28 protein-coding genes and 1 pseudogene are annotated in these 24,894 nt (G+C 46.2%); 14 read left to right on the forward strand and 15 right to left on the reverse strand.

The window, feature by feature from the left end; translation table 11 throughout:
- Window positions 1–3 precede the first annotated feature (3 nt).
- Window positions 4–351: an FKBP-type peptidyl-prolyl cis-trans isomerase gene (locus AOB49_RS02725; protein WP_062307641.1), complete on the forward strand. Its 348-nt coding sequence runs from the start codon at window positions 4–6 to the stop codon at window positions 349–351.
- Between the two features lie 96 nt (window positions 352–447).
- Here the strand turns inward: AOB49_RS02725 and AOB49_RS02730 are convergent, their stop codons facing one another.
- A complete protein-coding gene (locus AOB49_RS02730) occupies window positions 448–1,431 on the reverse strand; it encodes a transglycosylase SLT domain-containing protein (protein WP_062307643.1) in 984 nt (327 codons plus the stop codon).
- Between the two features lie 513 nt (window positions 1,432–1,944).
- Between AOB49_RS02730 and AOB49_RS02735 the strand changes: the two genes are divergently transcribed.
- Entirely contained in the window at window positions 1,945–2,961 is a 1,017-nt protein-coding gene (locus AOB49_RS02735; protein ID WP_062307645.1) for a DNA/RNA non-specific endonuclease, read from the forward strand.
- 4 nt (window positions 2,962–2,965) lie between these two features.
- On the opposite strand, the gene AOB49_RS02740 is transcribed toward AOB49_RS02735, so the two are convergent.
- Window positions 2,966–3,205, reverse strand: coding sequence for a DUF3820 family protein (locus tag AOB49_RS02740; protein WP_062307647.1), 240 nt, complete (start codon window positions 3,203–3,205; stop codon window positions 2,966–2,968).
- A gap of 199 nt (window positions 3,206–3,404) precedes the next feature.
- On the opposite strand from AOB49_RS02740, the gene AOB49_RS02745 reads away from it, so the two are divergent.
- The 4 genes from AOB49_RS02745 to AOB49_RS02760 are packed head-to-tail and all read left to right on the forward strand — an operon-like array spanning window position 3,405 to window position 6,132.
- A complete protein-coding gene (locus AOB49_RS02745; RefSeq protein WP_062308105.1) occupies window positions 3,405–4,319 on the forward strand; it encodes a DUF6662 family protein in 915 nt (304 codons plus the stop codon).
- 15 nt (window positions 4,320–4,334) lie between these two features.
- On the forward strand, window positions 4,335–4,898 hold the full coding sequence (locus AOB49_RS02750; protein ID WP_062307650.1) for an FMN-binding protein: 564 nt from the start codon (window positions 4,335–4,337) through the stop codon (window positions 4,896–4,898).
- Entirely contained in the window at window positions 4,895–5,710 is an 816-nt protein-coding gene (locus tag AOB49_RS02755) for an FAD:protein FMN transferase (protein WP_062307652.1), read from the forward strand. The genes AOB49_RS02750 and AOB49_RS02755 overlap by 4 nt, the downstream gene beginning before the upstream one ends.
- Window positions 5,707–6,132, forward strand: a complete 426-nt coding sequence (locus tag AOB49_RS02760; RefSeq protein ID WP_062307655.1) for a hypothetical protein — start codon at window positions 5,707–5,709, stop codon at window positions 6,130–6,132. The genes AOB49_RS02755 and AOB49_RS02760 overlap by 4 nt, the downstream gene beginning before the upstream one ends.
- Before the next feature lie 41 nt (window positions 6,133–6,173).
- Here the strand turns inward: AOB49_RS02760 and AOB49_RS02765 are convergent, their stop codons facing one another.
- The 3 genes from AOB49_RS02765 to AOB49_RS02775 are packed head-to-tail and all read right to left on the reverse strand — an operon-like array spanning window position 6,174 to window position 7,627.
- Window positions 6,174–6,386 carry a YgaP family membrane protein gene (locus tag AOB49_RS02765; RefSeq protein WP_062307657.1) on the reverse strand — a complete coding sequence of 71 codons (213 nt, stop codon included), beginning with the start codon at window positions 6,384–6,386 and terminating at the stop codon, window positions 6,174–6,176.
- 40 nt (window positions 6,387–6,426) lie between these two features.
- Complete coding sequence (locus AOB49_RS02770; RefSeq protein WP_062307660.1) at window positions 6,427–6,744, reverse strand: ArsR/SmtB family transcription factor; 318 nt, start codon at window positions 6,742–6,744, stop codon at window positions 6,427–6,429.
- A gap of 10 nt (window positions 6,745–6,754) precedes the next feature.
- Window positions 6,755–7,627: an MBL fold metallo-hydrolase gene (locus tag AOB49_RS02775; RefSeq protein WP_062308106.1), complete on the reverse strand. Its 873-nt coding sequence runs from the start codon at window positions 7,625–7,627 to the stop codon at window positions 6,755–6,757.
- A 66-nt stretch (window positions 7,628–7,693) separates the two neighbouring features.
- On the opposite strand from AOB49_RS02775, the gene AOB49_RS02780 reads away from it, so the two are divergent.
- Window positions 7,694–8,518, forward strand: a complete 825-nt coding sequence (locus AOB49_RS02780; protein WP_062307663.1) for a sulfite exporter TauE/SafE family protein — start codon at window positions 7,694–7,696, stop codon at window positions 8,516–8,518.
- Window positions 8,515–9,078 (forward strand): hypothetical protein, encoded by a 564-nt coding sequence (locus AOB49_RS02785; RefSeq protein WP_245640594.1) that lies wholly within the window; start codon window positions 8,515–8,517, stop codon window positions 9,076–9,078. Before AOB49_RS02780 ends, AOB49_RS02785 begins: the two co-directional genes overlap by 4 nt.
- A gap of 65 nt (window positions 9,079–9,143) precedes the next feature.
- Here the strand turns inward: AOB49_RS02785 and AOB49_RS02790 are convergent, their stop codons facing one another.
- From AOB49_RS02790 to AOB49_RS02815, 6 genes and pseudogenes are all read right to left on the reverse strand, one after another.
- Window positions 9,144–9,872, reverse strand: a complete 729-nt coding sequence (locus AOB49_RS02790; protein WP_062307665.1) for an ABC transporter ATP-binding protein — start codon at window positions 9,870–9,872, stop codon at window positions 9,144–9,146.
- A 31-nt stretch (window positions 9,873–9,903) separates the two neighbouring features.
- Window positions 9,904–11,832, reverse strand: a complete 1,929-nt coding sequence (locus AOB49_RS02795) for a branched-chain amino acid ABC transporter ATP-binding protein/permease (RefSeq protein WP_062307668.1) — start codon at window positions 11,830–11,832, stop codon at window positions 9,904–9,906.
- On the reverse strand, window positions 11,832–12,710 hold the full coding sequence (locus AOB49_RS02800; protein ID WP_062307671.1) for a branched-chain amino acid ABC transporter permease: 879 nt from the start codon (window positions 12,708–12,710) through the stop codon (window positions 11,832–11,834). The genes AOB49_RS02795 and AOB49_RS02800 overlap by 1 nt, the downstream gene beginning before the upstream one ends.
- A gap of 152 nt (window positions 12,711–12,862) precedes the next feature.
- A pseudogene (locus AOB49_RS02805) lies at window positions 12,863–14,046 on the reverse strand (ABC transporter substrate-binding protein).
- 146 nt (window positions 14,047–14,192) lie between these two features.
- Window positions 14,193–15,077 carry an EamA family transporter gene (locus tag AOB49_RS02810; protein WP_216634627.1) on the reverse strand — a complete coding sequence of 295 codons (885 nt, stop codon included), beginning with the start codon at window positions 15,075–15,077 and terminating at the stop codon, window positions 14,193–14,195.
- Between the two features lie 37 nt (window positions 15,078–15,114).
- Complete coding sequence (locus AOB49_RS02815; protein WP_062307673.1) at window positions 15,115–16,770, reverse strand: GMC family oxidoreductase; 1,656 nt, start codon at window positions 16,768–16,770, stop codon at window positions 15,115–15,117.
- Between the two features lie 114 nt (window positions 16,771–16,884).
- Between AOB49_RS02815 and yjgA the strand changes: the two genes are divergently transcribed.
- Complete coding sequence (gene yjgA / locus AOB49_RS02820; protein ID WP_062307680.1) at window positions 16,885–17,412, forward strand: ribosome biogenesis factor YjgA; 528 nt, start codon at window positions 16,885–16,887, stop codon at window positions 17,410–17,412.
- 9 nt (window positions 17,413–17,421) lie between these two features.
- Here yjgA and AOB49_RS02825 read toward each other — a convergent pair whose 3' ends face one another.
- From AOB49_RS02825 to AOB49_RS02835, 3 genes are read right to left on the reverse strand one after another with little or no spacing between them, the layout of a single operon-like run.
- Window positions 17,422–18,498, reverse strand: coding sequence for an acyltransferase family protein (locus tag AOB49_RS02825; RefSeq protein WP_062307683.1), 1,077 nt, complete (start codon window positions 18,496–18,498; stop codon window positions 17,422–17,424).
- Window positions 18,499–18,518: 20 nt separating this feature from the next.
- Window positions 18,519–18,722 carry a hypothetical protein gene (locus AOB49_RS02830; RefSeq protein WP_062307685.1) on the reverse strand — a complete coding sequence of 68 codons (204 nt, stop codon included), beginning with the start codon at window positions 18,720–18,722 and terminating at the stop codon, window positions 18,519–18,521.
- Between the two features lie 31 nt (window positions 18,723–18,753).
- Window positions 18,754–19,332 carry an HdeD family acid-resistance protein gene (locus AOB49_RS02835; protein ID WP_062307688.1) on the reverse strand — a complete coding sequence of 193 codons (579 nt, stop codon included), beginning with the start codon at window positions 19,330–19,332 and terminating at the stop codon, window positions 18,754–18,756.
- 184 nt (window positions 19,333–19,516) lie between these two features.
- Here AOB49_RS02835 and AOB49_RS02840 point away from each other — a divergent pair, with 184 nt between their 5' ends.
- Window positions 19,517–19,744, forward strand: coding sequence for a hypothetical protein (locus AOB49_RS02840; RefSeq protein ID WP_062307690.1), 228 nt, complete (start codon window positions 19,517–19,519; stop codon window positions 19,742–19,744).
- A 30-nt stretch (window positions 19,745–19,774) separates the two neighbouring features.
- Window positions 19,775–20,146, forward strand: coding sequence for a hypothetical protein (locus tag AOB49_RS02845; RefSeq protein ID WP_062307693.1), 372 nt, complete (start codon window positions 19,775–19,777; stop codon window positions 20,144–20,146).
- 84 nt (window positions 20,147–20,230) lie between these two features.
- On the opposite strand, the gene AOB49_RS02850 is transcribed toward AOB49_RS02845, so the two are convergent.
- A complete protein-coding gene (locus AOB49_RS02850; protein ID WP_062307695.1) occupies window positions 20,231–21,508 on the reverse strand; it encodes a serine hydrolase domain-containing protein in 1,278 nt (425 codons plus the stop codon).
- Window positions 21,509–21,686: 178 nt separating this feature from the next.
- On the opposite strand from AOB49_RS02850, the gene AOB49_RS02855 reads away from it, so the two are divergent.
- From AOB49_RS02855 to cobA, 3 genes are read left to right on the forward strand one after another with little or no spacing between them, the layout of a single operon-like run.
- Window positions 21,687–23,417 carry a nitrite/sulfite reductase gene (locus AOB49_RS02855; RefSeq protein WP_062307699.1) on the forward strand — a complete coding sequence of 577 codons (1,731 nt, stop codon included), beginning with the start codon at window positions 21,687–21,689 and terminating at the stop codon, window positions 23,415–23,417.
- Window positions 23,417–23,965: a DUF934 domain-containing protein gene (locus AOB49_RS02860; RefSeq protein ID WP_062307701.1), complete on the forward strand. Its 549-nt coding sequence runs from the start codon at window positions 23,417–23,419 to the stop codon at window positions 23,963–23,965. The genes AOB49_RS02855 and AOB49_RS02860 overlap by 1 nt, the downstream gene beginning before the upstream one ends.
- Complete coding sequence (gene cobA, locus AOB49_RS02865) at window positions 23,962–24,762, forward strand: uroporphyrinogen-III C-methyltransferase (RefSeq protein WP_062307703.1); 801 nt, start codon at window positions 23,962–23,964, stop codon at window positions 24,760–24,762. Before AOB49_RS02860 ends, cobA begins: the two co-directional genes overlap by 4 nt.
- Window positions 24,763–24,894 lie beyond the last annotated feature (132 nt).

A 24,894-nucleotide genomic window follows, 5' to 3' on the forward strand; every position in this document is an offset into this window, starting at 1 on the left:
AACGTGACTGAACTTCAAAAGATAGATACCGTTGTTGGCGAAGGCAAAGAGGCTGCGGCCGGCAACCATGTCGATGTCCATTACACAGGCTGGCTCTACGATGAAAACGCACCAGAGCATAAGGGTCAAAAATTTGACAGCTCCTTGGATCGCGGTCAGCTCTTTAGCTTCCCCTTAGGTGCTGGTCATGTCATTAAGGGCTGGGATCAAGGCGTAGCAGGCATGAAAATTGGCGGCAAACGTACCTTAATCATTCCATCCGAGATGGGTTATGGCGCCCGTGGTGCTGGTGGCGTTATCCCACCAAATGCCACTTTGGTATTTGATGTCGAGCTTCATGGGGTCAACTGATCTTTATAGAACCCGAATAAACGAAGCTTGATAAACAATAAGGCCACTCTTTGAGTGGCCTTTGTTTTTGCTACTGACTTATATGCTATCAATTGATTAAGATCGCAAGTCCTTGCCGTTCAAAGTCAGCTTATTGCTTGGGGCTGTTTGGCATAAGCTAATTAAGCGATTACGCTCGGCCATCACCTTATCGGCATAGCCACCGTCGTTCTCAGCATTCGCAGCACCCACATAGTATTTCAAGCCATTACGTAAAGAACCACTGGTGGCAATCAAATACTTCAAGATGTACGCGCCCACACGAATATTGACCTCAGGCTTAATCGCCTCTGTCGGACCACCATATAAGGCGTACTTATCTTTGTGAATCGCAGTCATGACTTGCATCAAACCTTCAGCGCCAGCATGACTCTTAGTTAATGGGTTGAAGTTGGACTCAACTGAAATCACGGCAAGCAACAACACTGGGTCGATGTTGACTTCTTTGGCGATCAACACGGTATTGGAAACATACTCTTCGATCTTGGCGCGATCGAGCTTGTACTTTTTCTCGAAGAAATCAGCCACTGCGCGCTGATTTTGTACTGAAGCCATTAATTTGGAATCTAAAGCCTGTGGGTCAATCTTGGATGTCGGAATGCGGTCAGACAAATGAGAGATCGGCTTAACCTGAATATTGGCTACAGAGGGCATTAACAGGGCAACCGTTTGCTGCTTAGCACTCATCAGACCGCTTTTAGGGCTAGTCATCGTATTGCCATAGATCACAGTTGCAATCTCTTTGTCCGTAGCCGCCTTAGGCGCCTCATCCTGGTACTGATCCAGCATGCCAAAGCCGTTTTGCCAAACAATATGGCGCGCCTCATCTGGGACCAATACTCGAGCTAGATCAAAAGCACCTGCATGCGTGCCATTACCTGAGAGCCAGAGTCCCACGATCATAAATACGGAAACAATTAATAAGCCATTCACCACCCGATAGACTGGTGATAAGGCGTGAGCCAATAGCTCCTTTGCAGCAACAGCTGTTGGCTGTGTAGTCTGCAAGTTAGCGGCGTTGGCAAAAAAACTTTTATTCATTCATTGTGTTGCAGTACCTCATAAAGCTTGCTACCACTTTATGCTGCATTGCAATAAGTAAAAAACATGAGTCATCCTAAGAAGGTTCTTATATCAAGTCAAGAATAAAGAAAATGATTTCCATAACTTATAGGTCTTGAAATAAGTAAGTTCCCTAATGCAAATTCATTAAATAGTATTTATTCCTTTAAATTCAATGACTTAATAAAGTTAGTGAGGACTTATTTCATATAATAAAAAAGAGACCAAAAACCCACTTTTTTACTCTTTTTCCATTCCGAGGGATGCACTCTACCCATACATCTAGTATTGAGAACACCGCCTTTTTCTACCGGTAGTGTTCTGCTTAACTTTAGAGGCGCCTTCATTTCATGCTCACGAAATACAAAATCCATGCGAGACTTGGGCAGAAAATAGCCCTGAACTCCTCATCAATACTAGCTCTACAGCTAATTTGAAATAGGAAAGTGGGATATCAAATTCATGCTTGTGGACTGAGTACACTAAGCCTTCATGAAATGGATTGCCCAATTTTTCTTACTGATTGCGCTTGGAGCTCCGCTCAGCGCATCCGCCCTATTTGATCAGTGCAAAGATTTCTTTCCCAATCAACAGGTGCCAACTACCCAGCAAGTAGGTCGAGATCTCTGCTTTGACGACTTCGCTATTTATTACTCACCCACCGATAAAAAGCCAATCTACACTGTAGAAAAGCTCAATGGTCAGGAGCTCTTAGCTCCTCGCCCACGCCGCACAAACCAGTTTTATGAAGAAGCCAGGCTACCCTCTCATGAACGGGCCTTACTTGCTGACTATCGTGACAGTGGGTACGACCGAGGACACAATGTTCCAGCAGGAGATATGACTCGAGAGCGCGGCATGGCGCAATCCTTCTCCTTGGCAAACATGATGCCCCAGGCCAGACAGAACAATCAGGGGATTTGGGCAAAGCGGGTAGAGGAGCCAACCCGGCTTTATGCCAAAAGAGCGCAGGGTGAAATTTATATCTTCACGGGATCAACTGGTAGCTTGGGGAGCATTGGCAGGAGCAAGGTCACGATACCGAGCCATATTTATAAGCTCGTCTATGACCCGGCTAAAAATACGGCCTGGGCATATTGGGTAGAAAACACTAATGAGGCTCAGATGAGTCCCCCCATCACTTACGGACAGTTAGTGGAGAAAACGGGGATTGATTTTCATCTACCTATTGGGAGCTCTAATGCACCCACAAAACCCCCAACCAATCTGAGCGCTCCTTCCAAACCATTGGTGGGAGGCTGGTACCCGATCTTTTTTGACCAATACTCGCCAGAGAAAATTCAGGCGCTGATCGCCAATATCAACAGTGGGAAAGTGGCAAGCCTTGAGATTCAATATGATCAAAATCTGCCACTAGCGAACAAGCTGGCGCAACAAATTACTACTGAAACCCGCCTCCAAGTCAGTCTGGCTCAAAGCAACCCTCCAGATTCTCCCGGGGTTACTTATGAGCGAAACCGCGTCACTGTCATCGTGCGCTCTAAATAAGGTCTTAGTCACGTATCCGCGGGGCAATACCATGTGCCCGCGCAATGGGTGCCAGCAACCCTCGTAAACCATTGTGATCAAGCGTGTGCATCAACTCCAATAGCTCACCAAGCTCACCCTTAGGAAAACCTTCCCTAGCAAACCACGCTAGGTAATTTCCTGGCAAGTCAGCCAAAGCACGCCCAGCGTACTTACCAAAAGGCATTTTCATCATCACGAGTTTCTCAAGGGCTTGCGCATCCATATCCCTTGATCTTACAAGCCCAGCTACAGGCCATCTCAATGACGGGATGATGGTCTTTATTTTAAATGAGAATAATTCTCATTTATATAGTATATTAGGAATCATTCTCATTAAGGCGTACTTACTCAATGCCCCACTAATCCGACCAATTTATCCACTACATCACTCCTCACCCACCCATCCATCCGCCCTTGTAAATATGAAACTCACCATTAAACGAATCACCCTATTTGCACTCTTCTTAGCTACAGCACTCCACTTTTCATTTGCTAACGCAGGTGAAGGTGCCTTTGGCTGGATTTACACCCTAGACTTACAACCCAAAGGCAAGCTGGAGTTTGAGCAACGCTTACAACTAAACAAACAACAAGCATCCGGTTCTTACAATGCATGGTTCTCGCGCTCGGAACTGGAATACGGGGTCACCAATGACTTCCAGTTGGCCGGCTACCTCAATGCCTATTATGTAAACGCCAATCAAAATTACACCAATCCCGAGGCTTGCGGTGATAGCCCAACATGTACTGGTGGTCAACCCGTTCCAGAATCCCATGACCCTGCAGCCCCCTACAGAAAAAGCGGTATTGAGGGTGGATCACTCGAAGCCATATATCGCATCACCAATCCAGTGACCTCTCCTGTAGGCATTGGTCTCTATCTCGAGCCAACGATAGGAAAGAATAAAAATGAAATCGAAGCTCGACTCCTTTTGCAATCTAACTTTATTGATGACAAGTTGGTCATCGCTGGAAACGTAGTAGTTGCAAACGAGCAATTGAAGTTTGTTGGCAATGGTAATGTTCCTGAATCCATGCTCGATTTCTTGATTGGAGCTAGCTATCGATTCGCACCTAAGTGGTCTGGCGGAGTAGAAGCGCGATTTCATAATGACTATTCCAGCTATAACTTAAGAGACCAAGTACAAAGAGCTACTTTTGTCGGCCCCAATTTGCACTATGCAGAAAAAGATTGGTGGGTTACTGGTGCATGGCGCTATCAACTCAAAGGCAACAACTGTATGGGTGATGGGACGGCTGAATGCTCGAACGCACGCGTTTGGGATAGTCACTCTGTCAATGAATTCATCGTCAAAGTTGGTTTTCCACTCAACTAATTAAGAGCACTCAATATGTACTGGAAACCGAACTCCTATGTCGTCATGGGTCTTGTAAATCTAGCAGCCCTATCCGCACCTATCCTTGCTCACGCCAAAATCTATGTATCGGTAGAGCAAGCCCAACAACAACTCATTCCCAATAAAGCGCTCACGAAGCAACCGATTGTGATCACTGATGAGCTGCAGGAAAAATTACGATCTGCTTCAAGTGTTCGACATCCATTTCGTGGCGAGCGCATCTGGAGAGCAGCAGATGGAGGCTGGTTCATTATTGATGAAGTAGTAGGCAAGCACGAGATGATTACTTATGCAGTTGCACTAAGCGCCACAGGTGCAGTTACTGGTGTTGAAATCATGGAATATGTTGAGTCCTATGGGTATGAAGTTGCGGAGGTGCAGTGGCGCAATCAATTTAAGGGAAAAACAGCGGCAGACCCCATTAAGCTCAATCAGGATATTCAAAATATCGGTGGTGCAACACTCTCGTGCAAACACCTTACTGATGGAGTGAAGCGGGTAACGGTTTTATATGACTTAGCCCTTAAGCCACATACTCAAGCCGCTAAAGCAAAATGATTCGTTGTAAACCACTACTGGGAACCTTTGTGGAGATCGTTGATGATGGGGATCATGCATCATCAACTATTCCGCAAGCCTTTTTAGCTATCGAGCAAGTGCAGTCATTAATGGGGTTTCATAATCCTCATAGTGAGCTTTCCAAGATCAACCAACTAGCTCACATCAAACCCATTCATTTGCATCCCTGGACATCGCAAGTACTTGCTATCGCCAAAGAGATACATCAGCATTCAGATGGTGTATTTAATTGCGGTATAGGGCACCATCTCGTCGAGGCTGGATTACTTCCCAAGCGTACTGATTTTGATCGACACAAATTCGGCAGTCTTGATAGCCTGCATTTTGTCGATATAAATACTGTCTACTCAGATTTACCGCTCTGCCTTGATCTTGGAGGTATCGCCAAGGGATTTGCCGTAGATATGGCGATTCAGGCCCTGCAATCAGCTGGAGCGAAATCCGGATGCGTTAATGCTGGCGGAGACCTCAGAGTATTTGGCAATCTCTTACGCCCTATTCAAATTAGAAACCCCGCTCAACCGCATGAACTCATCCACATAGGCGATATGTGTGAAGGGGCCATTGCCACCAGCGCTTTGTATTACTCAAAAGAAGAGCCTCACTCTCTGAGTTACCTGATTGATCCCATTCTCCAAAACCCGATTGAGTTTTCCGATTCTTACTCCGTCATCGCGCAAGAGTGTGTTTATGCAGATGCATTAACAAAGGTCGTGAGCATCTCAGCCAACGTGGATCATCCCTGCCTGCATCGATTCTCCGCCCAAGCCATTAGGATTCCAAACAAATGAGTACTCAAAGCCGCCTAGGAAAAATGCCAGCCTGGCAAAGAAATGGTGTACTCATTGGTATGCTCAGCTGCTCGATTACCGGCCTTGCCTATTTGCTTGGCCATGAATTCCAGGTGCAAAGAGCCTTACTTGGACAGCATTCAATATTGGCTTGGCACGGCATTTCTGCCATGCTAGCAACCATGGCCCTAGGCTCTGTCTTGCCATTTCATTTAAAGGCTGGCCTGAAATCCAAAAGGAAATTGTTTAGCGGCCTCAGTCAATTGGCCTTCTTGGGCACACTAGTATTCTCGGGCGCTTTACTTTATTACGGGCCAGAAGAGATTCGTGAGGAAGTCGTTTTCACCCATTGGATTATTGGCCTCGTATTTCTGGCCATTTTTTTACTGCATGCTGTGTATTTAAGAAAAAAGGTGTATTGAAGATTGCTCCTCAACACACCTGATTTATTTCTACAACAGACTTACTTACAACATGAATCCTTACCGCCAGAAGTTCCACATGAATTCACCCCCAACAGTGGGTATGCAGGACAAAAGCGAAAGATACCAGTGGCAAGAGGAATAACGCCAAGCCAGCCCCACCAACCGATGACACCATTCGCGGCGAGTCCTACCAATACGATGCCTACAACGATTCTTAAAATACGATCGATACCGCCTACGTTACATTTCATCTTGAACTCCTTTTAAAAACTACTCGAAAAATCAATACGTTCACTTCTTGCAGTAATGCTTATAAAGCAGCGTCATTACTGATGCGGCAACCTGACTGGCTAGAGAGTAATAAATCTGTTTACCCTCTCTACGCGTCTTGACTAACTTTTCTTTACGCAAAACTGTTAGCTGCTGCGACAAAGTAGGTTGATGCAAGTCAAGCGCGGCCTCCATTTCGCTGACACACTTCTCGCCCTGACCCATTTCGCATAACAACATCATGCGATCCCGATTCGAGAGCACTTTCATCAACTTACAAGCCTCCTCTGCTGAAGCCTGCATCTTCTTTAATTCTGCTTTAGAGATATTGAGATTCATAAAAGACTGCTTATAGCGCGTTTAAGGGCATCTTGAGATACGAGATGCCATTGCTATCTGGCTCTGGAAAATGTCCAGCACGAATATTGATCTGAATCGAAGGCAGTATTAAGACAGGCATCTCTAAAGTCTGATCTCGAGTAGTGCGCATCTGTACAAACTGATCTTCAGTAATTCCTTGATGCACATGGATGTTCTCAGCCCTCTCTTGAGCAACTGTTGTCATATGGGCAACAGGTCGATCATTCGGGGGATAGTCGTGACACATATAGAGCTTAGTCTCTGGCGGATAGGCCAAGATTTTCTGAATCGAGCGATAGAGTGTTCTAGCATCGCCACCAGGGAAATCACACCGAGCAGTTCCGACATCCGGCATAAACAAAGTATCCCCAACAAAGATCGCATCACCAATTTCATAAGCCATGCAGGCAGGCGTATGTCCTGGGACATACAGAGCCTTTAATGTGAGATTGCCAAAATGCAATGATTCACCGTCCTTTAGAAGGCGATCAAATTGAGTGCCGTCAGACTTGAAGCGCTCATCTAAATTAAATACTCCTTTAAATACCTTCTGGACATCGGTAATATGCGTACCAATCACAGTCTTACCGCCCAGATGGCTTTGGAGATAGGGCGCTGCCGTCAAATGGTCGGCATGTGCATGCGTTTCCAAAATCCACTCCGTCTTCAGTTGATGGGTTTGAATAAAACCAATCAACTCATCCGCAGAAGTACTGGTCGTTCTGCCAGATTTGGGGTCATAGTTCAGTACTGAATCGATAATGACGCAAGGACTGCCCTCCCCCTCATAGACTACATAGGAGAAGGTCCAGGTTCCTGGATCAAAAAATGCTTGAATGACTGCCGCTGGTTTTGTACTCAACACGCTCTTCCTATAGGGAAAATATTATATATATTTATATACTATATTAATATAAAATAATTTGCAATGGAATATTCATCCTTCATCAGCCCTGCACTAGGCATCCTAGTGGGCGTCCTCATGGGGCTTACTGGAGCAGGTGGCGGCATACTCTCAGTACCGCTCCTCGTATTCTTTTTACACCTCACAGTTGCAGAGGCCGCACCAATTGCGCTATGTGCAGTGGCGATAGCCTCTAGCATTGGCGCAATCCTCGGTCTCAAACGCAAGATCTTGCGCTACAAGGCAGCCGGGTTTATGGCGGCTTTTGGACTCATCCTCTCGCCCCTCGGTTTATGGCTGGCACCACAGATTCCGAATGCGCCCCTACAAATTCTGTTTAGCCTCATTTTGTTATTAGTGGCAACACGTTTACTGCGACAGGCCTATCAAGAAATCAAAGGCATTCCAGAACCCGCTCGTAAACCTCCGCCCTGTCTTGTTAATCCTGCCATCGGTAAACTCAAGTGGACTGTACCGTGTGCACGCGCACTCTTCTTTGCTGGCAGTGTGGCTGGCTTTCTGTCTGGTTTACTAGGCGTTGGCGGGGGCTTTATCATCGTCCCGGCCCTGAAGCGCTATACGGATCTACCCGTCCAATCTATCGTGGCCACCTCGCTTGGAGTCCTCGCCATTATTACGGGTGGTGGTGCCATCATCTCCGCCGCATCAGGCTCACTGGATATCGTCGTAGCAGCCCCATTTTCATTGGCTGCACTAGGCGGACTATTACTGGGGCAGCTAGTAGGGAAAAAATTGAGTGGTTCTCATATTCAATTGATATTTGCCATGTTCACTTTGCTTATTTCAATTAGCCTCTTTTTCAAGGGCGTATTCGCAATCAATCTATGAAACGTCCTGTAAGCTCTTTTACTCTGATTATTAGCTTCATCTTTTTGGGAGCCCTGCTGATGTCCGTCATTAAACCCAGCTCTTTCTTAAGTAGTTCGGTCCACTCTATCTCTGGAACCGTCAGCAATCTCAACAATGAACTACTGGAATATGTGAACCCTGAAAAACCAACCCATGATCATTCATCGGCGTACTACCAGCGTTTTTATGTTTCGAACTTCAATTTAAATGACCGGGCTATTCAGGCGAAGTTTTCAACACCAATGAGCATCCAAGATGGGGATTCGGTTACTGTATCTGGCTACCCCAAAGGCAATACCTTTCAGGTGCTGGCCTATCACAATACAACCCAGCAGGTTGTTGGTACAGAAAACTGGTTTGTACTTGCTTTAGGTGCGCTGTTTTTCTTGGCGGTTGCGATTGGTTTGCTCAACTCAGAACTCGTGATTGAAGGCGCATTAGTGCCAAAACTTTTTTTACTAGGATTTGTTGGAGTAGCGATCTACATGGGCTACCGCGCGCTCTTGATTCGAGAGGCTATCTCGCTTCTTCAAGGCTAGCATCGATTAGCCCAATAGAAAAAGCCCTCATGAGAGGGCTTTTTCATTCACCAGTAAGCTTTCGCTTAATGGCCGCCAGCACCACCCAAGTAGGCAGCTTTAACAGCTGGGTCATCTTTGAGTTTTGAGGCAGGGCCATGAGTCGCGATCTTACCGTTCTCGAGCACATAACCATAATCAGCAACATTCAAAGCGGCGGCGGCAAACTGCTCAACCAATAACATTGTGACGCCTTGCGACTTGAGGTTAGAGATGATCTTAAATACCTCCTCAACCAGAATTGGTGCCAAGCCCATAGATGGCTCATCCAACAGAATAATTTCTGGGTTAAGCATCACCGCACGAGCCATTGCCAACATTTGCTGCTCACCGCCAGATAAGGTACCTGCCAACTGATTGCGACGCTCTTTTAAACGAGGGAACATTTCTAGAGCGCGCTCTAAATCGTTCTTAATGTCGCCCTTAGGACGGCTACCAGTAAAGCGCGGGAAGGCGCCCAATAACAGATTGTCGGTTACCGACATGGTCGTAAATACACGACGACCTTCTGGACTGTGTGCCAAGCCAAGGCGGGCGATTTTATGAGAGTCGTAACCGTCAATTTTTTCGCCGCCCAAAGTGACTTCACCACCAGTAGGTTTAATCATGCCGGTAATGGCACGCATCGTGGTTGTTTTGCCCGCACCGTTAGAACCAATCAAAGTAATGACTTGTCCTTTAGGCACATCAATGTTGATGCCATGCAAGACTTTGACCTTGCCGTAGCCTGCTTCAAGATTCTTAATAGATAACATAATATTTACCGATTCAATATGGTTCTAGTGATTAAGTACCCAAGTAGGCATGAATCACCTTCTCGTCTGCTTGAACTTCAGCGGGTTTACCTTCCGCAATCTTCTGACCGAAATCCAATACAGAAACGGTATCGCACACTGACATCACCACATCCATGTGATGCTCAATCAAGATAAAGGTAATACCGTTGTCGCGAATCTTACGAATAATACGGAGCAACTCTTTAATGTCTGGAGCAGTCAAACCTGCAGCCGGCTCATCTAACAAGAGCAACTCAGGATCAAGCGCCAAGGCGCGAGCAATCTCGAGCAAACGCTGCTTACCGTATGGCAAGTTACGCGCCTCTTCATTTGCCAAGTCATCTAGGCCAACGAACTTGAGAAGCGCCATTGCACGCGCATGCGCCTCTTGCTCCTCACGTTTGTAGCGTGGCAGATTCAGGGCAATTTCCACCATATTCGATTTGAAAGTGTGATGCAATCCGACCAAAATATTTTGGATAGCAGTCATCTCACCAAAGAGCTGAACGTTTTGGAATGTACGGGCGATACCAGACAGCGCAATATCCGAGGAAGTGCGGCCCACTACACTCTGACCAGCATATAAAACGTTACCGGCAGTAGGAACATAAATACCGGTCAACACGTTCATCATCGTACTCTTGCCGGATCCGTTCGGACCAATCAAGCCATGAATCGTGCCGCGCTTAATACTCAGATCAACGTTGTTCAAAGCTTTCAGGCCACCGAACTGCATCAATACTGAATCTACCTTCAGAAGTTCAGTGCCAGCATTGTTGTTGGCAACCGCGCTAATAAAGCTAACGGAGTCATCCACCTCTTCAGTGGCTTCGCCACGAGTCGTTTTCGTTTTACCAGCAATCGATTGATAGAAGCTCTTAGCAAAACCCACGATACCGTTTTGCAAGTAATAAACCACTAGCAAAATCATGAAGCCGAAGATACTCAAGCGCCAGTCAGAAATGGTATTTAGCCAGAATGAGAATGCCGCTAAGCCAACTACGCCGGCGATTGGCACTGCCACACGACGTGGTGTAGTGACTTTCTTTGACAGGGCCATACCAGCACCGACAAGCACGACGATCGCAATGATCGAAGCAACAATACGGAACAAGTTGATATCGTCCAAGAGTTTTGGCAACAACACAATAATGGCCGCACCAATCAAGGCACCTAGGCGGGACTTACGTCCGCCCATGATGATGCCAAGCAAGAACAAGACTGCAAGTTCGTTGTTATAGGTATTTGGAGAAATGTACTGCTCTGAGTAGGCATATAAGCAACCAGCCAAACCAGCAAAGCCTGCGCTAATAACAAATGCAATCACCTTATAGCGATATACGGAAACACCCATACAGTCACAAGCGATTGGGCTATCGCGCAATGCTTCAAAGGCGCGACCAATTTGTGATTTAACAAAACGGTCAACCACAATCAGAGAGATGATCAAGATAATGCCCACCATCCAGAAATACTCTGCCTTGGTCATTGGCACACCCATTAAATCAGGCTTAGGAATCTTGATGCCCAAAGGACCTTCAGTCATCCAAGTCATCTCGTTAATGAGAATCTGCGCAATTGTTCCAAATGCCAAGGTCACCATCGCCAAATAAGGCCCGATCACCTTCAGGGCTGGCAACGCCAAGAGCCCACCGAAGATTGAGGTCACTACGATAGATGCCGGCAAAGTTCCCCAAATAGTCCAACCAAAATGGAAGTACAGCACGCCAGCGGTATAGGAGCCAATACCAAACAAGGCTGCGTGACCTAGAGAAACTTGACCCACATAACCCACCACAATATCTAAACCATACAAAAGAATGGTATAGATCAGAATCGTTTCAACTAGGTGAATATAGTAAGGATTGTGGATAAACAGAGGCAAACAAAAGAGCCCCGCAATCGCAATTAATATCGGTAATAGAGACTTCTTCATCATTAAACTTTCTTAATTGCAGATTTACCAAAGAGACCAGATGGTTTGTATGCCAGCACCAGCAGGAGCAAGATCAAACCTGGTACATCTTTATAGCCAGTAGAGAAATAGAAACCAGTAGCAGTTTCTACAATACCCAAAATCAGGCCGCCCACAATGATGCCCATACCGCTAGACAAGCCACCAATAATCGCTACAGCAAATGCCTTCAGACCCAAGGCACCACCCATCGTCGCGCCCGTCAGCGTTAATGGTGCAATCAATACACCAGCAAAAGCTGCAGTTAATGAAGATAATGCATAGGAGAAGGTAATCACCATGCTGGTATTGATACCCATCAAACCAGCTGCATCGCGATCATTCGCTGTCGCTACAACTGCTTTGCCATAAATGGTTTTGCGGTTAAAGAACTCTACCAAGAGCATCATTACCAAAGCACCAACCACTACCAAGATTTCCATTGGCAAAATATTGGCGCCCAAAAAGCTCATCGGCTCCATGGGAAGTGGCGATGGAAATGGGAGCGCATCACGACCCCAGATATTTTCTGCAACGTTCTTGAAAATAATTCCAAGAGCAATCGTCGACATAATCCAACCAAACTCGGATTTAATTTTGATCGCAGGGCGCACACCAATCAGCTCAACAAAGCCACCTTGAAGCATGCCAAACAGGCAAACTACGGGAATCATGACCCAGTAGTTCATGCCGAAGGTATCCACACAAGTGAGGCCAACTAAGGCGCCCAACATCAAGGCTTCGCCTTGACCGAAGTTCAATGTGCCTGAAGTGGCAAAAGTAAGCTGGAAGCCGAAAGCAATGACCGCGTAGATCATGCCTACCGCTATACCGCTCGAGAGGATTTGTGCAAACATTTCCATGGTGTAGACCCAAAAAATCTAAAAAACTGTTTTATTGACGAATTCGTCATTGTAAGCAAAACGCCGCTTTATAGGCGGCGCTTTGCGATTTCAATACTTAAATGTTGCAGTGCGGCATAAATAACAATCACCGCCCGCTCATTTGCTATGAATTACTTCTTCTTAGCGGTTGCGTCCTCAGCATTCAAGAACTCAACACGACCGTTCTCAACTACACCCATCACAACGTCCTTAGCTTTAATAGCATCATGATCATTTGCTGTAAATGGCTTGTTATAAGTCATCACAACACCTTCCACCGGAGTCTTGAGGTCTTGCAAAGCAGCAACAATCTTTGGTCCTTCTGTGCTGTTAGCTTGCTTGATAGCGGCAGCCAAGAGGTAAACAGAGTCATATCCTTGTGCTGCAGAAACTGGAGATGCAATGTTGTTGTTCTTTGGCTTGAACTCTTTTAAGTAAGCTTCTTGGAAAGCTTTACGCTTTGCAGTAGTAGATGGAGTTTGAATGTAAGTTTGTGGCATTGTTGCGCCGTTACCATTCTTACCAGCGGTATCAATAAAGCTAGCCATAGACAAAGTCCAGCTTCCGATCATCGGTTTTTTCCAACCCAACTTCGCCATACCGTTCGCAATTTGTGCCAGCTCTGGTCCAATCGCGTAGGTCAAAATCACATCTGCACCAGCATTCTTTGCCTTGAGCAATTGAGAAGTCATATCCACGTCACCAATGTTGAACTTTTCAGTCGCTACTGGGGTAACGCCATATGTCTTCAGGGCCTTCTCTAAGTCCTCACGACCCAATTGGCCATAGTTCGTAGAGTCAGCCAAATAGCTACCTTCTTCAAACCACGCTTTTCAACCGCTTCTTTAGCGATCATTGGAGCTTGAATGTTGTCAGCTGCAGCGTTACGGAAAACATAGTTTTCTGCGGCATTTGGGAACTGCTTGGTCAATACTGAACCAGTAGCAACGTTATTCATGACAGGGATCTTAGCGTCCTGATAAAAACGCTGAGATGCCAGTGCCACACCAGTATTGATGTAACCCAAAGTAGCAACTACTTTCTCGTTGTTAATCAACTCTTGAGCGATCTGTACTCCACGTTCATTTTTTGCTTCGTCATCGCGCTCAACTAAAACGATTTTGTTGCCGTTGATACCACCAGCAGCATTGATTTCTTTAGCAGCAAGACGAACACCATCACGCATACTCACACCCATTGAGGATGAGCCGCCAGTAAATGGGCCAGAAACACCAAGTTTGATATCGGCAGCGTATGCACCGGTTGAAAGCATTGCAGCCGTTGCAACTGCAAAAATGTGACGGCGAATATTCATAAAGTCTCCATGACTAAAAATGCTAATTAAATAAATACTTTTATAAGTAAACCTCAAAGCGAATAGCAATCTTACTGTTAATGCAGAGGCAAAAAAAGAGGTAGGCATTAGGGTTTTACATTAGCCCCAAGGGATAAAGCGGTTTTCTAAAAATATCGTCGAAGTTGAGTGCGCAAACTGGGCCAAAAGAGGTTTACCACGAGACCCGCGATCACCAATCCTGCAGCCATGACTTTCCACGCTGGCAAAGACTCATCTAAAAAGAAGGCAGATGCCCCCATTCCAAATATGGGTACCAATAGGGGCGCAGGTGCAACTACGGCAGCGGGATGCTTTGATAACAGCCAGCCCCAAGCAGCATAGCCAAATAAGGTATTGGCCCAAGACTGCCAAAAAACCCCTAACCAGGCACCCAAAGGGGCTGCCAAAGTAACTTCCCATAGGTGCATCGCACCACCTTCAAAGATCAGGGCAATCAAGATGAGTGGTGGAATAGAGAAAGCGCTTGCCCAAACAACATACGACAGCATATTGATGGCTCCAGCTTTGCGATTGGCGGTGTTGGCTACCCCCCAAGAAAAGCCAGAGAACACCACTAGAGCCAAACCTAAGAAAGTCGTCGTCGCATCGGTGTGCATCGCAATAATGCCTAAACCGGTCATCGCCACCAATACTGCGACTGCCTGATACAGCTTTAAGCCCTCTTTGGCAAAGAACATCGCAAAGCCAATCGTGAAGAAGACCTGCGTCTGAATCACTAGCGAAGCTAAACCCGGTGAGATTTGACTATTGATAGCGTAGTACATCACCCCAAACTGCCCTACCCCTGTACACAAACCATAAATGCAAAGATTGCTCCAGGGCACTTTGGGTCTCGGAATAAAAAAGACCATGGGCAACAAGGCAAAAATATAGCGCAGTGCAGCAAAGTAAAACGGTGGAAATGCGGCAAGACTGTTTTTAATAACAACAAAGTTGGTACCCCACACCGCCACAATTGCCAAGGCCAACAGTAAATGAGTCGCCGGCAGTTGATCTTGCAGTTGAGCACTGCGATGGGTGCTTGCCCTATTCACTAGTGAGCAATTCGGCCGCGCGCTGCGCAATCATCATGGTTGGGGCTGCGGTGTTACCAGAAGTAATTGTTGGCATAGCTGACGCATCGACAACACGCAAATGACCAATACCCCTGACGCGCAATTGTGAATCTAGTACCGCCATCGGATCGTCATCACGCCCCATCTTGCAGGTACCTACTGGATGAAAAATCGTCGTTCCAATATCACCAGCAGCTTTGATCAACTCCGCATCGGTTTGATATTGCTTACCTGGCTTGTATTCTTCTGGGGCGTAAGGCTTTAGTGCAGGGCTCTCAACAATCCTACGGGTAAGTCGTAAAGAATCGGCCGCGACTTTACGATCTTCATCGGTCGACAAATAGTTGGGGGCAATCACTGGAGGCGCCTCTGGATCCACAGAAATGATATGCACACTTCCCCGGGAAGTGGGGCGTAAGTTGCACACACTCGCAGTCACTGCATTAAAAGAATGTAAGTCTTCGCCAAACTTCTCTAAGGACAATGGCTGAATGTGATATTCCACATTGGCAGATTTTTGATCAGGCGAGCTATAAGCAAATGCGCCCAGCTGTGATGGCGCCATCGACATGGGACCAGAGCGATTCAATACATACTCCATGCCAATCATCAACTTGCCGAGTAAAGAGTTGGCTTTTGTATTGAGCGTTTTAATGCCGCTCACCTTATAAACCATGCGCAACTGCAAATGGTCTTGCAAGTTCTCGCCTACGCCCGGCAAGTCCGCCATGACGGGAACGCCCAAGGCTTTAAGGCGCTCAGCACTTCCTACTCCAGAGCGCTCCAAAACTTGCACGCTACCAATAGCACCAGCACTCAAGATCACCTCACCTGACTTGGCAGAACCACCATGAGAACTAGCGGGAGTGCAATGCACCTCAACTGCTTTGCCATCCTTGATGTATTGCACTCCAAAGCAATTCTTAGTAACGGGGTCTATTAATAACTGATTCACAATTGCTTCTGTGACCACTGTGAGATTGGGTCGCTTAGCAGCGTCGCGCAAAAATGCTTTTGAAGTATTTAATCGCCAACCTTTACGCTGATTCACATCAAAATACCCAATGCCAAAGTTATCGCCCCGGTTAAAGTCGTCCGATGCGGGTATGCCTGCTTGAACTGCGGCCTCTTTGAAAACATCCATAATCGGCCAACGCAAACGTTGCTTGGAAACAGTCCACTCACCACCCTTGCTATGCCATTCATTTGCATCGCCGTGGTAATCCTCAAATGACTTATAGCGTCTTAATGCGTTTTGCCATGACCAAGCATCATCGCCAGTAGCCTCTACCCAAGATTCGTAGTCGCCCACTTGGCCGCGCATATAAATCATGCCGTTAATGGAAGAACAACCACCCAGCACTCTGCCGCGTGGATATAACAAAGAGCGACCGTTTAAACCCTTTTCCGCCGCAGTCTTAAAACGCCAATCTGCTCTGGGATTATCAATACAGTACAAATACCCCACTGGCACATGAATCCAGATGTAGTTGTCATTCTTGCCAGCTTCAATCAAAAGCACGCGCTTTGAAGCATTCTCAGTCAAACGCTTAGCCAACATGCAGCCAGCGCTACCGGCGCCGATGATGATGTAGTCGTATGTAGCTTCTGAAGCAACTCTAGTCATATCTTTGTGATTTATTGATCTGTATTCCTACTCTCTATTATTTACCAAAATTGGCTTTATGCCGAATTTTAGAAATTAGCCTGGATACCCCAAATACCCGTCTAAAATATAGATATGCATGTCAATGAAAAGAACCGGACCCCCAAGAAAGAAGATCTTGACGAGGGGCCAAGTAAATCCGAGCTAAAGCGCCAAATGACCGAGCGCCAGAAGCTGGCTGAGGTTCTCGCAGCATTGAGTAGTGATGCCTTAAAAACCATTCCTTTGGATGAGGCAATTAAGGCAGCTATTGCTGAAACCAATAAGATCAAAAGCTTCGAAGCGATCCGTCGCCACAAGCAATATCTTGGCAAACTGATGCGCTTTTTGGATGAAGAAGAGTTAGATGCAATTCAAAAACGCTTAGATGCGATTCAGGGAGTTAGCAAAGCTGAAACCGCCAAACTCCATCATCTCGAGTCTTATCGTGATCGCTTGATTGCCAACGATGAAACATTCACGAAGATGATAGAGCAATATCCTGATATGGATATTCAGAACATGCGTACATTGATTCGTAATGCGCGCAAAGAAAAAGAGTTAAACAAACCCCCTAAAGCCTATCGTGAAATTTTCCGCGTCCTCAAGGACATGGGTATTTAATTCGGTGATTTAGATTTTGAGTTTGCCTGAAGGCAGCTCCACCCATCGATACAAGTAGTTTGCGGCAACCACACTCATCACCACCACTCCCAGCATCAAAGCAATCGCAATCTTCCCACTCTCATAGGCATACCACCCCATAGCGATATAGAGTGTATTGGCCAATAAGATCAATGCGAAGTGAATCAAGAAAGCGCAATAAGAGCGTGGACTTGCCCACGCAATCGCCTTAAGCGTCATTACTTTAGCCCTATCACCCGTCGAAGTGAGAATGGGATAGCTGGCATTGCCCCACCACAACAAAAGAAAAGCGACAAACCAAGCTAAGAAATTCCGCAACCAAATTTCCTGAAAGGATGATGCAAGAATAACAAGCCCAATCAGGATGAGAGCTGCTTTAGCCAGATCTTGAATTTTTTGATCGCTAAAGTTTTTTCCGAGATAAGCCAATACTCCAAGACCATATGCGCCAATGAAATAAATGAAATAGGCTTCGTAATGACTAGAACGATTGAAATACAACAAAGAGGCGACACCCACAATACTCAATAACCAAATCACTGCTTGATAGGAAGAAAATGAAATGAGTAGCAAAGCCAATACGGAGTACAGCTGCCAATCAATCGCCACATACCAAGCACCAGCTGAGATGGAGTCCAAGCCTAAAATGCCCTGCAAGAAAAATAGATGCGCCACAAACTGAGCCAATGTCTCTGTTTCTCCAACAAATTCATCACTTACCCAAAAGCGGGCAATCCATGCACACAAAATAGTAAAGATTAAAGCGGCGATATAGGGCGCAAATAATCTGAGATAACGATTGATGATCACCCGCAATAAATTCTGCACATTGAACTTTCTATTTGCAAAACGTGTGAGTGATTGAGCAGCTAAGTAACCTGCCATCACCAAAAAGATTTGAACGGCGTAACGTCCATATTCAAATAGCCAATCCATCAATCCGGGCATGAACAAACGCGCATCCTCCGCAATCTGACCGTAGTTAGAAAGATGGTGGAGGATGATTAGGAGAGCGGCAAAGACCTTGAGCAGGTCTATTAAGAGCAGAGATTGAATTTGCTTCAAGAGTACAAAAAGGCAAATAGTTACTTGGACTTGGGCTTTGGCTTGGAGTTTGGCTTAATGCCTCCCATCAAAGAGGCAAGCATCGGATTACTACTAGCAAGCTCTTTTTTAGTCTTAGCAATCCCCTCTGCCACCCCAGGCTTTGGCGTCTTCGCAGCATTTTTCATACGCTGAGCAGTTGTCAAAGCGAGGTTTTTATAGAGATCGGTTTTTTTCATTGCCATGGTTACTTAATGTCTGCAGACATTCCTACTATTACTTGGTGAGTGAACGCGCTGCTAAACCCAGGAAAAGCAATGACCAACCTTGCAATAACAACTCAATCGCGATCAACAAACCAGGCAACCACAAGCTAGTCTCTGGGTAACCATTCATGATGAGCACACCCATCAAGATCGAGATTGCTGAAGACACCAATAGCCAGAACCATTCACGAAAATGGCGATGCTGAAAAGCCGAGATCAAGCGAAGCGCGCCAGTGACAAAGAAGATCGCTGCGAGCCATAGCGTGATTGCCTCTAATGCCGGAATCGGGAAAGCCCAGGTATATATGCCAGCAGCAACATAAAGAACTGCTAACACTACTTGAATAGAAACACTCTTCCAGCCCTTAGATTGCAGAGCATGTGCAAATTGCACAACACCACCAAATACCAAAAATGCGCCCAATACATTAATCGTTACAAACGAGAACAGAGTTTGACCAGCAACACCAATCATGCCCAACACAATAAACAGAATTCCCATTCCGATGAGAGCTCCAGGTACTTTTGCAGCAGCGCCCAAGACGGCAGTGCGAATTTCTTGAAGTTGGGTTACGGACAATTCAGTCATTTAGATAGCTTTCGAAAAATATCGGCATTAAAAGCTCTACTGTACCAACAATCTCAGGGTTTTAGAGCATAAATCGGCACAAGCGGGCATTCTCTTGAGCTTGTGCTCATTCAAAAACGGGTATTCTTAGCACTTTGATATGGCACTATTTTTGGCCATCAGCATAAGAAAGAATTGAATTTCGATGGATACCACCCTTACCGTTATCTTTGGCATTGTTGCAATGCTGTTACCACTGGTTGTTGGTCGCTTGGTTTGGAAGCGCTTTGATCAATACTTTGGTCGTAATGATGAGGCTTATATGGATAGTCTCGAATACTTTCTAAAAAAGCTTGGCATTACCATTTTGATTGCTTTTATTTTGTTATGGATTGGCATCAGCCTCGTCTTTAACGGCAGTCCCAACTATTAAGACTAAACACAGCACGTAAGCTAATTCATCATGAACGATCAACTCAAAACGATTTTTAGCAAAGCCAAGCTGAACTTTGCAGTGCTCGCCAGCATCCTAGTGATTGCTATCTTAGGCAAGCTCACCAATCCCGAGCTCACCAATAGTATTTTTCTGATTGCGGATCAGTTGGTATCCGATTTGATTTTGCTCTTTGTTGCCATTACTTTGGGTGCCTTTATCCCCAATTTCAAATTGGTTGTGTTTGGTGCAATCGCCGCCTTTATCGCTGCTGCGGTGGCCATTCAATCTGGGATCTTTACTTACCTCACCCTCGATTACCTCTTTGCCGTTCTGATTGTTGTTTTGGGATTTGCCTCCATCGCCAATCTCTATCGACACTATCGTGAATTTAGCTTGTGATGTAAGCCATCAGTACACAAACAAAAGCCCCGAAATCTCGGGGCTTTTTTACTACTTACTAAATGAATGGCTTATTTCAATTGCTTATTTTTCAAGCGCACCATAGATCAATGCATTGAGCTTCTCGCGATGGACCTTACGAATGTCGCCAGGAGCAACACCCATCATGACGACCACCATTTGCTCTTTGGGATCAACGAAGAAGATGGTGCCGTAGGCGCCGTTCCATGAGTAATCTCCAACATTGCCATTGTTAGCCGATAAACCGCGCTCGGTTCTCACAGCGACACCCAGACCAAATCCATAGCCAACTCGTGCTGGCTCTGTTCCGCTCACATTATTTTTAATGTCTTTATTTAAATGGTTGGCTGTCATAAAGGCTACGGTTTGTGGGCCTAAGACACGCTTACCATCTATGCTGCCACCATTGAGCAGCATTTGACCAAAGCGTAGATAGTCACCTGCAGTCGAATACGCACATGAACCACCGCAATCAAATTTCACTTGCTTCGTATGAATGTCTACTTTTTGTGGCTTGCCACTCACAGGATCGATTGGCAATGGTTGCGCTAAACGTGGACGATCTTTTTCTGCCAACTGAAAGAAAGTATTTGGCATGCCCACCTTGCTCCAGACGCGCTCTTGTAAAACACCGCCCAGTGATTTGCCGGCAATTTTTTCTTGGATGATGCCCAGTACATCAATACCAAAACCATAATCCCAAGCTGTGCCTGGCTCATATAGCAATGGGGCGGCAGCCAATTTATCAATGAACTGCTCTGGTGATAAATCAATAGCGGCTGGCGCTGAACCGGCAGGATAAAACTGATGAATTGGTGTGGCGCCACGACCACCATAGGTTAGTCCATTGGTGTGGCGCATTAAGTCTTGCACGGTGATCGGGTTCTTGGCAGGAACGGTGGTAAGCTTGCCATCTGCGTCTACCCGACCTACTTTCATATTCTTAAACTGCGGCAACCAATCGGAGATTGGCGCATTGAGTGGCAGCTTGCCTTCTTCATAAAAAGTTAAGGCCCCTACTGTTGCCATCACCTTGGTCATAGATGCCAAGTTAAAGATGGCATCTGTGGTCATTGGCTTTTGGGCACTCTTATCAAGATAGCCGTAAGGCTTGTAAATACTTAATTTGCCATTTTTACTAACGGCCAGAACCGCGCCTGGCATTTGATTGGTAGCAATTTGCTCGGCGAAGAATGTATCAATCCGCTTGAGCCCTTCCTGAGAAAACCCTTGGCCTGGGGTTGAGGCCATTGGAATAGGTGGCTTACCAGTTTGGGCATTTGCTAGGGTGGTGCCGGCTAATAAGCCTAGGGCAACACTCACTAAAAGTAGTTTTTTCATGCTGATCTCCGTTTTTTATGTTTTTTTATGCAACCCTGCCATCTTACGGCCATCGGCCTAGGAGCTTTCTTCAGGAAGGGAAAGGTGGATTTATCCCTTTCTATATATCTTTTTCGATATATAGGATCAATATTTAATTAGTTGCAGGAATAATTCGACCCTTGGACAATACCTGACTATGTATAAATATGACCATATTGACCAAACCCTAGTAGACCAACGGGTTGCCCAATTTCGAGACCAGGTTGAACGTCGCCTAAACGGCACCCTCGCTGAGGAAGAGTTCCGTCCTTTGCGTCTACAAAATGGTCTGTATCACCAGCGGCACGCCTATATGTTGCGCGTTGCTATCCCCTACGGCTTATTGAGTTCAAAACAATTACGAACGCTGGCTTTTATTGCAGATAAATACGATCGTGGTTATGGTCACTTTACGACCCGCCAGAATATTCAATTTAACTGGGTTGAATTAGAGAAGACGCCTGACATCTTGGCCGAACTTGCCAAAGTGCAGATGCATGCCATTCAAACTTCCGGCAACTGTATTCGCAATATTACGAGTGATGCATTTGCAGGTATCGCGGCAGATGAATACGTTGACCCACGCCCCGTTTGTGAATTACTGCGCCAGTGGTCAACACTCCATCCTGAGTTTGCACACCTACCGCGCAAATTTAAATTTGCGGTCAATGGCGCTAAAGAAGATCGTACCGTTTTGCTTTGCCATGACGTTGGTATTGAGCTCAAGAAAAATGCCAACAATGAACTCATTGCTGATATCTATGCCGGTGGCGGCATGGGCCGTACTCCGATTTTGGGTTCACTCATTAAATCCAATCTGCCTTGGCAAGTACTACCGAGTTATTTAACTGCGCTTTTGCGGGTATATAACCGCTTTGGTAGAAGAGACAATCTCTATAAAGCCCGCATTAAGATTTTGGTGAAAGCTTTAGGGTCAGAAGAGTTCGCACGCCAGGTTGAAGGTGAATGGGCTCATCTCCATAGCGAGACAAAACCCGGCAAGGACAACTTCACACCAGCTGAATGGGAACGTGTTGCCAAACACTTCACTAAACCAAGCTACAAAACATTAGCTGCAATAAGCAATGCGCAACTTCAGTCTCATGCTCAATCCACATTAGATACCAATGAGCAAATTGCATTTATGCGTTGGCTTGAGCGTAATGTCAAAGACCATCAAGTACCTGGCTATGCCTCTGTGATCTTGTCACTCAAGCCCCATGGCACTGCTGCACCTGGTGATGCCACCAGCTCGCAAATGAATGCGATTGCGGACTTAGCGGATCACTATAGCTTTGGTGAGTTACGCGTGACGCATGAACAAAACCTAGTACTCGCAGATGTAGAGCAATCTGAGCTCCTCAATGTATGGCGCGCCGCCAAAAACCATCACCTAGCCCTACCCAACATTGGTCTACTCACAGATATTATTGCTTGCCCTGGCGGTGACTTTTGCTCACTCGCTAATGCGAAATCACTCCCGATTGCGAAAGCCATTCAGGAGCGCTTTGATGATCTCGACTATCTATATGACTTAGGTGATATCACTTTAAACATTTCAGGATGTATTAATTCTTGTGGGCACCATCACGTAGGCAATATTGGCGTATTGGGTGTCGATAAAGATGGCGAAGAGTGGTATCAAATTACCCTAGGCGGTGACCAAGGAAACGATGCTTCGATTGGTAAAGTCATTGGGCCATCTTTCTATGCCAATGAAATCCCCGATGTCATGACTAGTCTGATCAATACCTATGTAGAACAGCGTATTGCAGACGAGCCTTTTATTGATACCTATCGCCGCTTGGGAGTGACTCCATTTAAAGAAGCGGCATATCAAAACAATGGCAAGCATGCGAAAGAATCGAGCAAAGGCGCACAAGTCTGATGATGAATAAACAGATTATTTCGTTTCCGAAGAATGGCGCGCCCAGCGTAATCGCCAATGAATGGCAAGTATGGGATGGTGAGCGTGATGAAGGTGGCATTCCCGATCTAGAACATGGCTTGCACAAGGTCTTGGTACCTTTGCACTGGTGGATCACGCACTATAAAAATGCCGATGTGATTGCACGCGCCCAAAAAGGAGAGATTGGGGTTTGGTTTGCTGCAGACGATGACATCCTGAAACATGCTGACATCATTGAAGAAGGTAAATCTCTCTGGCCAGTAGTCGGCGCGCACTTTCCTATCTTTAGAGATGGTAGAAGTTTTAGTACTGCGGCCCTTCTAAGAGATCGCTTTAAATGGCAAGGTGAAATCCGAGCAATCGGTGATGTATTAATCGATCAACTCTTGCAAGGCGCACGTGTTGGTTTTGATGCTTTTGAACTACGTCCCGATCAAGATGTGGCAGTCGCTCTGAAGCAATTTGATCTCTTTAGCGTTACCACCCAAAACAGTTGGCGCGATCAACGCGCGACGCTCGACGCATGAACACTGCCAATACCCTAGGCAAGGTATATCTCGTCGGCGCCGGCCCCGGGGCGGCTGACCTGATTACGGTTCGTGGCGCCAAACTATTAGAGCAAGCAGATATTGTGTTTCATGATGCGCTAGTCGATGCCGCCATGCTAGCGCTTTGCCCACAAGCCATTCAAGTGCCAGTTGGCAAACGTTGCGGCAAACTCTCTTCTGCTCAGCACTTTATTAATAAACGTCTTGTCGATGCAGCCAAGCAGCATCGCGTCATCGTCAGACTCAAAGGTGGCGACCCCATGATGTTTGGTCGCGCCGATGAAGAGATTCAAGCGCTAAAACATGCTGGAGTGGAAGTAGAAGTAGTACCAGGGATTACGGCAGCCTTAGCAGGTGCTGCAGCAATTGCTCAATCACTCACGCTACGCGGCGTTAGTAGAAGCGTTGCTTTTGTTACTCTGGCGCAAGGTACTGAGAATCTCAATGCCACTCAAGCACAGCAACCCATTCAAAATCCACAAGCCGATACGCTGGTGTATTACATGGGTCGCAAAGACGCTGCACGTATTGCTAAACAGCTTATTGAGAATAGTCCAAACCAGTCAAGCGACACACCGGTTCGCATTCTGGAGGCAGTGAGCACCAAGAATGAACGCCACTGGTCTAGCACTCTCGGAGAATTAGCTAACGGCAAAGCTGATGATTGGTTTGATAGCGCCTCACCTGCATTGATTATGGTTGGTGAAGCCTTAAGAGATGAAGCATCCCAAGATGTTCACAAAGAAAATGAGCAACCCCAACTGAAGGCTGGTTAGGCTGCTATCGCTAAAAGTGGCAATGCGGTGGGTGCAAGTGAGGGATTTTGCTTGAATTTCTGCTCTTCTTCCCACAGATCAACTGCTTCTCGCATATGCAGTCAGCTTTCAGCGGATCCGCTAACCATCCCC

Origin of the sequence: Polynucleobacter sinensis (genome assembly GCF_001595985.1) — a bacterium.
Classification (GTDB): Bacteria; Pseudomonadota; Gammaproteobacteria; order Burkholderiales; family Burkholderiaceae; genus Polynucleobacter; species Polynucleobacter sinensis.